Origin of the sequence: Xanthomonas sp. SHU 308 (assembly GCF_000364645.1) — a bacterium.
GTDB classification, from domain to species: Bacteria; Pseudomonadota; Gammaproteobacteria; order Xanthomonadales; family Xanthomonadaceae; genus Xanthomonas_A; species Xanthomonas_A sontii.
The window spans coordinates 1-7,100 of record NZ_AQOK01000133.1 but is presented as its reverse complement, the minus strand read 5'-3'; the positions used below and the strand labels follow the sequence as shown (position 1 = coordinate 7,100).

6 protein-coding genes are annotated in these 7,100 nt (G+C 69.0%); 4 read left to right on the top strand and 2 right to left on the bottom strand.

What is annotated here, in order from left to right; translation table 11 throughout:
- The coding region (locus D588_RS27730) for a hypothetical protein (RefSeq protein WP_017915317.1) at positions 1-679 on the bottom strand (679 nt) is incomplete at its 3' end.
- Between the two features lie 171 nt (positions 680-850).
- Positions 851-1,459 (bottom strand): TIGR00645 family protein, encoded by a 609-nt coding sequence (locus D588_RS0105875; RefSeq protein WP_017908501.1) that lies wholly within the window; start codon positions 1,457-1,459, stop codon positions 851-853.
- Between the two features lie 112 nt (positions 1,460-1,571).
- On the opposite strand from D588_RS0105875, the gene D588_RS0105870 reads away from it, so the two are divergent.
- The 4 genes from D588_RS0105870 to D588_RS0105855 all read left to right on the top strand — a co-directional run bounded on the left by D588_RS0105870 (position 1,572) and on the right by D588_RS0105855 (position 7,097).
- Entirely contained in the window at positions 1,572-2,261 is a 690-nt protein-coding gene (locus tag D588_RS0105870; protein WP_017915316.1) for a glutathione binding-like protein, read from the top strand.
- Positions 2,262-2,331: 70 nt separating this feature from the next.
- Positions 2,332-4,563 (top strand): S9 family peptidase, encoded by a 2,232-nt coding sequence (locus D588_RS0105865; RefSeq protein WP_026143422.1) that lies wholly within the window; start codon positions 2,332-2,334, stop codon positions 4,561-4,563.
- Between the two features lie 52 nt (positions 4,564-4,615).
- The gene (locus tag D588_RS0105860; protein ID WP_017915314.1) at positions 4,616-5,200 is read left to right on the top strand and encodes a cytochrome c oxidase assembly factor Coa1 family protein; all 585 of its coding nucleotides are present in this window, start codon (positions 4,616-4,618) and stop codon (positions 5,198-5,200) included.
- A 250-nt stretch (positions 5,201-5,450) separates the two neighbouring features.
- Positions 5,451-7,097: a DUF885 domain-containing protein gene (locus tag D588_RS0105855; RefSeq protein WP_017915313.1), complete on the top strand. Its 1,647-nt coding sequence runs from the start codon at positions 5,451-5,453 to the stop codon at positions 7,095-7,097.
- Positions 7,098-7,100 lie beyond the last annotated feature (3 nt).

The following is a 7,100-nucleotide window of genomic DNA, read 5'->3' as shown; positions in this document are numbered from 1 at the left end:
TGGCGGGGCGCGCGGCGGCCTGGCGTTCGGCCTCCTGGCGTGCGCTCTCGCGGCGCGCGGCCTCCTGCTGTGCGGCGATCTGCTGCGCCGCCTGCGCCTCGCTGGCCTGCTGCTGCGCCTGCTTCTGCTGCTCGGCCGCCAGCTTGGCCTTTTGCTCGGCGTCCTTCTTGGCCTTGTCGGTCTCGTCCTGGCTGCGCTGGGCCACGGCCTCCATGCCCTTGCTCACGCCCTGCTTGAGCCGCGGCAGCGCCGGCGCCTGCGGATCCATCTTCTCGATCAGGCCGATCAGGCGCTGGGCTTCCGGGAAGTCCTCGCGGTTGATGCTCTGTTCGGCGGCGATCAGCGTGTACGGCATCAGGTCGGTCAGCGCGCTCTTGACCCCGGCGTCGTCCGGCTGCTTGTCGCGCAACGCCAGGTAGTACTCGACCGCGTTGTTGCCGGCCGGTGCATACATGCGGTTCTCGCGCAGCGCCTGGCTGGCCGAGTCGTGCAATTGTTCGGTGCCCATCGACTGCACCTTGGCCGAGACCGCCGGCGGTGCCGGTGCGTTGGCCGCGGCGGTGGCCGGTGCCGCGCTGGGTGGTGCGGCCTCTTCCTGCTTGGAGCAGGCCGCCAGCGCGGCCAGCAACAGGATCGGCGCGACCCGGCGCGCCTTGGCGAGTGTGGTGAGTTGCGACATGCGTCCCCCTGAATCCCCGGTGTTGGCAATCAACGATGCGACGGCGGTGCGTTCGCGGTGCTGCGGCCCCCATGCCGCCAGCGCACCCCATCGATCAATCTAGCATCCGCGGCCGCTGCGTGCGTGGCAGCCGCTGCCATGCGGCAAAAAGCGTGACGCGGCGCGCGCCGGTCAATGCGCCGGCCGCGCCGGCGCGGACGCGGACATGATCCGGTCGGTCCAGGCGATGCCGATCGCCGACAGGATGAAGATGCCATGGATGATGGTCTGCCACAGCACGCCGGTGGCGGTCAGCGTCGCGCAGCTCTTCAGGTCCACCGTCCCCACGGCGCTGGCCAGCTGTTCCGGCGAGCACATCGGCATCCCGCCGAGCGCGCCGACCGCGATGAAGGTCTTGAGCAGGTGGATCGAGGAGATGCCGATGATCGACAGCGCCAGCTTGACCTTGAGCACGCTGGCGTTGACGTGGCTCAGCCACTCCGGCTGGTCCGGATGGCCCTCCAGGCCCAGCCGCGACACGAAGGTCTCGTAGCCGCCGACGATCACCATCACCAACAGGTTGGAGATCATCACCACGTCGATCAGGCCGAGCACGATCAGCATGATCTGCTGCTCGCCCAGGCTCGGCGCCTCGTGGATCAGGTGCCACAGCTCCTTGCCGAACAGGAACACGTAGACGCCCTGGGCCACGATCAGTCCCAGGTACAGCGGCAACTGCAGCCAGCGCGAGGCGAAGATCAGGTTGGACAGGGGATGCAGGCGGGGCCGCTCTGGAGTCATGGCGTGGTCTGGAATGCTGCGTTGCGGGAGCGGCCAGGGTACCCGGCCGGCGATGACGCTGCCAAGCCGGGGGCCGCCGCTACACTCGGGCTCCCCTACCAGGAGCGCCGTCATGATCGATCTGTACTACTGGCCCACCCCCAATGGGCACAAGGTCACCCTGTTCCTCGAGGAAGCCGGGCTGGACTACACGCTCAAGCCGGTCAACATCGGTGCCGGCGAGCAGTTCGCGCCCGACTTCCTGGCGATCTCGCCCAACAACAAGATGCCGGCCATCGTCGACCACGCCCCGGCCGACGGCGGCGCGCCGCAGAGCGTGTTCGAATCCGGCGCGATCCTGCTGTATCTGGCCGAGAAGACCGGCCGCTTCCTCCCGGCCGATCCGCGCGGGCGCGTGGTCGCGCTGGAATGGCTGTTCTGGCAGATGGCCGGGCTCGGCCCGATGACCGGGCAGATGGGGCATTTCAACGTCTACGCGCCGGAGAAGATCGGCTATGCGATCGAACGCTACGGCAACGAGGTGCGGCGCCTGCACGGGGTGCTGGACAAGCGTCTGGCGCACAGCGCCTACCTGGCCGGCGACGACTACGGCATCGCCGACATGGCCAGCTACCCGTGGATCGAGGTGTACAACGGCCTGACCCCCGATTACGCCGCCTTCCCGCACCTCAAGCGCTGGCACGAGGCCATCGCCGCGCGCCCGGCCACCCAGCGCGCCTACGCCTTGAAGGAGCAGGTGAACCCGAACGCGGGCAAGCCGCTCAGCGACGCCGAGCGCAAGCACCTGTTCGGGCAGCGCTGAGCCGGCGCGCTTCTCAAATCCCGGGCGCACGCGCATCATCCGTGCGCTCGGTGCTCCATCAGGAACCTTCATGCGCTCTCTGTTCGCCGCTCTCGCCCTCATGCTCGCCACCCCCATCGTTCCCGCCCACGCCGAGAAACTGACCCTGGAGGCCATCACCGGCAGCAAGCCGCTGTCCGGGCCGACTCTGATGAAGCCCAAGGTGGCGCCGGACGGCTCGCGGGTGACCTTCCTGCGCGGCAAGGACAGCGACCGCAACCAACTGGACCTTTGGGAATACGACATCGCCAGCGGCCAGACCCGCATGCTGGTGGATTCCAAGCTGGTGCTGCCCGGCACCGAGACCCTGAGCGACGAGGAGAAGGCGCGCCGCGAGCGCCAGCGCATCGCCGCCTACACCGGCATCGTCGAGTACCAGTGGGCGCCGGACGCGCATGCGCTGCTGTTCCCGCTTGGCGGCGAGCTGTACCTGTACGACCTGCGCAAGAGCGGCAGCGCCGCGGTGCGCAAGCTCACCCACGGCGAAGGCTTCGTCACCGATCCCAAGATCTCGCCCAAGGGCGGCTACGTCAGCTTCGTGCGCGGGCGCAACCTGTGGGTGATCGACCTGGCCAGCGGCCAGCAGCACCAGCTCACCCGCGACGGCAGCGAGACCATCGGCAACGGTGTGGCCGAGTTCGTCGCCGATGAGGAGATGGATCGCCACACCGGCTACTGGTGGGCGCCGGACGACTCGGCGATCGCCTTCGCGCGCATCGACGAAACTGAGGTGCCGGTGCAGAAGCGCCCGGAGGTCTACGCCGACCACACCGAGGTGGTGGAGCAGCGCTATCCGCAGGCCGGCCAGCCCAACGTCAAGATCCAGCTCGGCACGATCGCGCCGCGTGCCGGCGCGCAGCCGGAGTGGATCGACCTGGGCAAGAACCCGGACATCTACCTGGCGCGGGTGGACTGGCGCGATCCGCAACGGCTGACCTTCCAGCGCCAGTCGCGCGACCAGAAGCGCCTGGAGCTGATCGAGGCGACCCTGGCCACCGGCAAGCAGCGCGTGCTGATCACCGAGACCAGCCCGACCTGGGTCCCGCTCACCTACGACCTGCACTTCCTCAAGGATGGGCGCTTCGTCTGGGGCTCGGAGCGCAGCGGCTACGAACACCTGTACCTGGCTTCGGAAGACGGCCGCACGCTGCGCCCGCTGACCCAGGGCGAGTGGGTGGTGGACGAGCTGCTCGCGGTGGACGAGGCGGCCGGCAAGGTCTATTTCTCCGCGACCAAGGCGTCGCCGACGCAGACGCAGATTTACGCGGTGCCGCTGGCCGGCGGTGCCATCGCGCAGCTGTCCAAGCCCAATGGCACGCATGCCGCCAGCTTCGCCAAGAACGCCAGCGTGTATGTCGACAGCTGGTCCAACACCACCACGCCGCCGCAGATCGAGCTGTTCCGCGCCACTGGCGAAAAGATCGCCACCCTGCTGGTTAACGACCTGGCCGATCCGCAACACCCGTATGCGGCCTACCGCGCCGCGCAGCGTCCGGTCGAGTTCGGCACCCTGACCGCCGCCGATGGCAAGACCCAGTTGCACTACCGGCTGATGAAGCCGGACGGGTTCGACCCGGGCAAGCGCTACCCGGTGGTGGTCTATGTGTACGGCGGTCCGGCCGCGCAGACCGTGGTCGACGGCTGGCCCGGCCGCGGCGATGCGCTGTTCGACCAGTATCTGGCGCAGCACGGCTATGTGGTGTTTTCGCTGGACAACCGCGGCACGCCGCGCCGCGGCCGCGATTTCGGCGGCGCGCTGTACCAGCACCAGGGCACCGTGGAAGTGGACGACCAGTTGCGCGGCGTGGCCTGGCTGAAGGCGCAGCCGTGGGTGGATGCGGCGCGTATCGGCGTGTACGGCTGGTCCAACGGCGGCTACATGACCCTGATGCTGCTGGCCAAGCACAGCGAGGCCTATGCCTGCGGCGCCGCCGGCGCGCCGGTGACCGACTGGGGTCTGTACGACAGCCACTACACCGAGCGCTACATGAACCTGCCCAAGGCCAATCCCGATGGCTACCGCGACAGCCGCGTGGCCGCGCACCTGGACGGGCTGACCTCGCAACTGCTGCTGCTGCACGGCATGGCCGACGACAACGTGCTGTTCACCAATTCCACCTCGCTGATGAGCGAACTGCAGAAGCGCGGCAAGCTGTTCGAGCTGATGACCTATCCGGGCGCCAAGCACGGCCTGTCCGGCAGCAACGCGCTGCACCGCTATCGCACCACCGAAGCCTTCCTGGCGCGCTGCCTCAAGCCCTGAGTGCGCCGTTCCGCTTCCACCTTCCCGCTTCCGCACGACAAGGAGTGACGTCATGTCGAGTCCGCCACCGCTGCCCGGCACGCCCGGTCCCACCTCCGCCACGGCGCTGCCACCGGCCAAGCGCGGCTGGTGGGCACGGCACTGGAAGTGGGCGGTGCCGCTGATCGTGCTGGTGCTCGGCGCCCTGCTGCTGGCGTCGATCGCGGTGTTCGTGCTCGGCATCGCGCGCGTCACCAAGTCGTCCGAGCCTTACCGGGTCGGTGTGATGGCCGCGCAACACGACCCGCGCGTGGCGGCTGCGCTGGGCGCGCCGATCAAGGACGGCATCATGCCCAGCGGCAGCTTCAACAGCAGCGGCGGCGGCAGTGGCAATGCCGAGCTGAGCGTGTCGCTGCACGGCAGCCGCGCCAACGGCACCCTGTACATCGAAGCCGAGCGCCATGCGGGCGAGTGGCACTACACCACCTTGCAGGTGTTGCCGGATGCGGGTGAAGCGATCCCGCTGCTCGATGCGCTCGGGCAGGATGCCGAGGACGAGGACGAAGAGGCGGACGAGATGGCGGTCGAGGCGCCGCCGGTGCCTGCCACAGATGTCGACGACAGTGCCACGCCGGCAGAGGCCGACGCGACGAAGTAAGCAGCGGCGAACGATCTGCCGCCCACCGCACCGCGTGGTGCGTGGGTGGCGCCTTGGGTAGAGCGCGATCGCACCGGCCATTTCCTGCAATCGCGCGCCTCTGTTGCCGGCACAGCATGTGCGCGACCGCGGCGGCGTAGTCTTCATCCGCATGCTGCACTGCGGCGTGGCGGCGGCCATGACCTCCGGCAGATGGCCGAGCCGGCACGCGCCGCGTACGGTCCTGACATCATTCTGTCGGAGCTGCGCCATGAAGCCACGTGTCCTCGCCATCGCCCTGACCCTGGCCCTGGCGGCGCCTTTGCCGTTTTCGGCGATGGACGCGGCGGCCGCACCGGCTGCCGCATCGGCCACGCGCGTGCCGGCCTGGGTGGAGCGCAGCAATGCGTTCGCGCAGATCCTGCTGCAGGCGCAGGCGCCGTTCCAGGCCGAGGAAGTGAGCTTCTTCGGCGTGCCGGGATTCGACGACCAGGTCTCCGATTTCGGGCCCGACAACGCGCGGCGTTTCCGCGAGGCGACCGCTGCCGCGCGCCGCACGCTGCAGGAAAAACTGCAGGTGGAGCGCGATCCGAACGTGCGCCAGGATCTGGCGATCCTGATCCACGCCGCCGACCAGTCCATCGAGGGCAGCACGCTCAACGAGCGTTTCTTGCTGCCATGGACCGACGCGCCGCAGCACGTGTTCGGCGGCATCAACAACCTGTTGTCCGAGCAGGTACCGGCGGCGCGCCGCGCCAAGGCGCTGCTGCGGCTGCAGCGCTACGTCGGCCTGGCGCCGGGCAGCACCTCGACCCTGCAGCTGGCGCGGCAACGCTACGAAGAAAAGCGCGCGGACGGCAATCTCCTGCAGCCGACCAGGCGCGAGGTCGAGCAGGCCTTGAGCAATGTCGATACCTACGCCAAGGGCATTCGCGCGCTGTTCGCCGAGTACAAGATCACCGGCGCGGAAGCGGCGCTGGCAGCGCTGGACAAGCAGTTCCAGGACTACGCCACCTGGACCCGCACGGTGGTGTTGCCGCAGGCGCGCGAGGATGCGCGCCTGCCGCCCGAGCTGTATGCGTTCCAGCTCAAGCAGGTCGGCATCGACATCGCACCGCAGGTGCTGATGCAACGCGCGCAGCTGGAATTCATGGAAACCCGCGCGGCGATGCAGCAACTGGCGCCACTGGTGGCTGCGGCCAAGGGCCTGCGCGGCGACGACGCCCGCGATTGCCGCACCGTGCTGCGCGCGCTCAAGCGCGACACCATTGCCGACGACAAGCTCGAAGCCCACTACCGCAGCGTCATCGACCGCATCGATCCGATCATCCGCCAGCAGCGCATCGTCGACGTGCCGCAGCGGCCGATGCAGATGCGCCTGGGCTCGCCGGCCGAGAGCGCCGCGCAACCGGCGCCGCATTTCCGCCCGGCACCGCTGGTCGGCAACACCGGCGAGCAGGGCACCTTCGTGCTGCCGCTGGGCAATCCGGACAGCGCCGGCAAGGGCGAGCACTACGACGACTTCAACTTCGGCGCGGCGGCATGGACGCTGAGCGCGCACGAGGGCCGGCCCGGCCACGAACTGCAGTTCACCGCCATGGTCGAGCGCGGAGTGTCGCTGGCGCGCAGCCTGTTCGCGTTCAACTCGGTCAACGTCGAAGGCTGGGCGCTGTACGCCGAGGCCGAGATGGTGCCGTACGAGCCGCTGGACGGGCAGTTGATCGCCCTGCAGTTCCGCCTGCTGCGCGCAGCGCGTGCCATGCTCGACCCGATGCTCAATCTCGGCCTGATCGACCGCGAGCGGGCGCGCCTGGTGCTGGAGAACGACGTCGGCCTGTCGCCGGCGATGGCGCGGCAGGAGCTGGACCGCTACATGGTGCGCGCGCCCGGCCAGGCCGGCAGCTACTTCTACGGCTAAAGC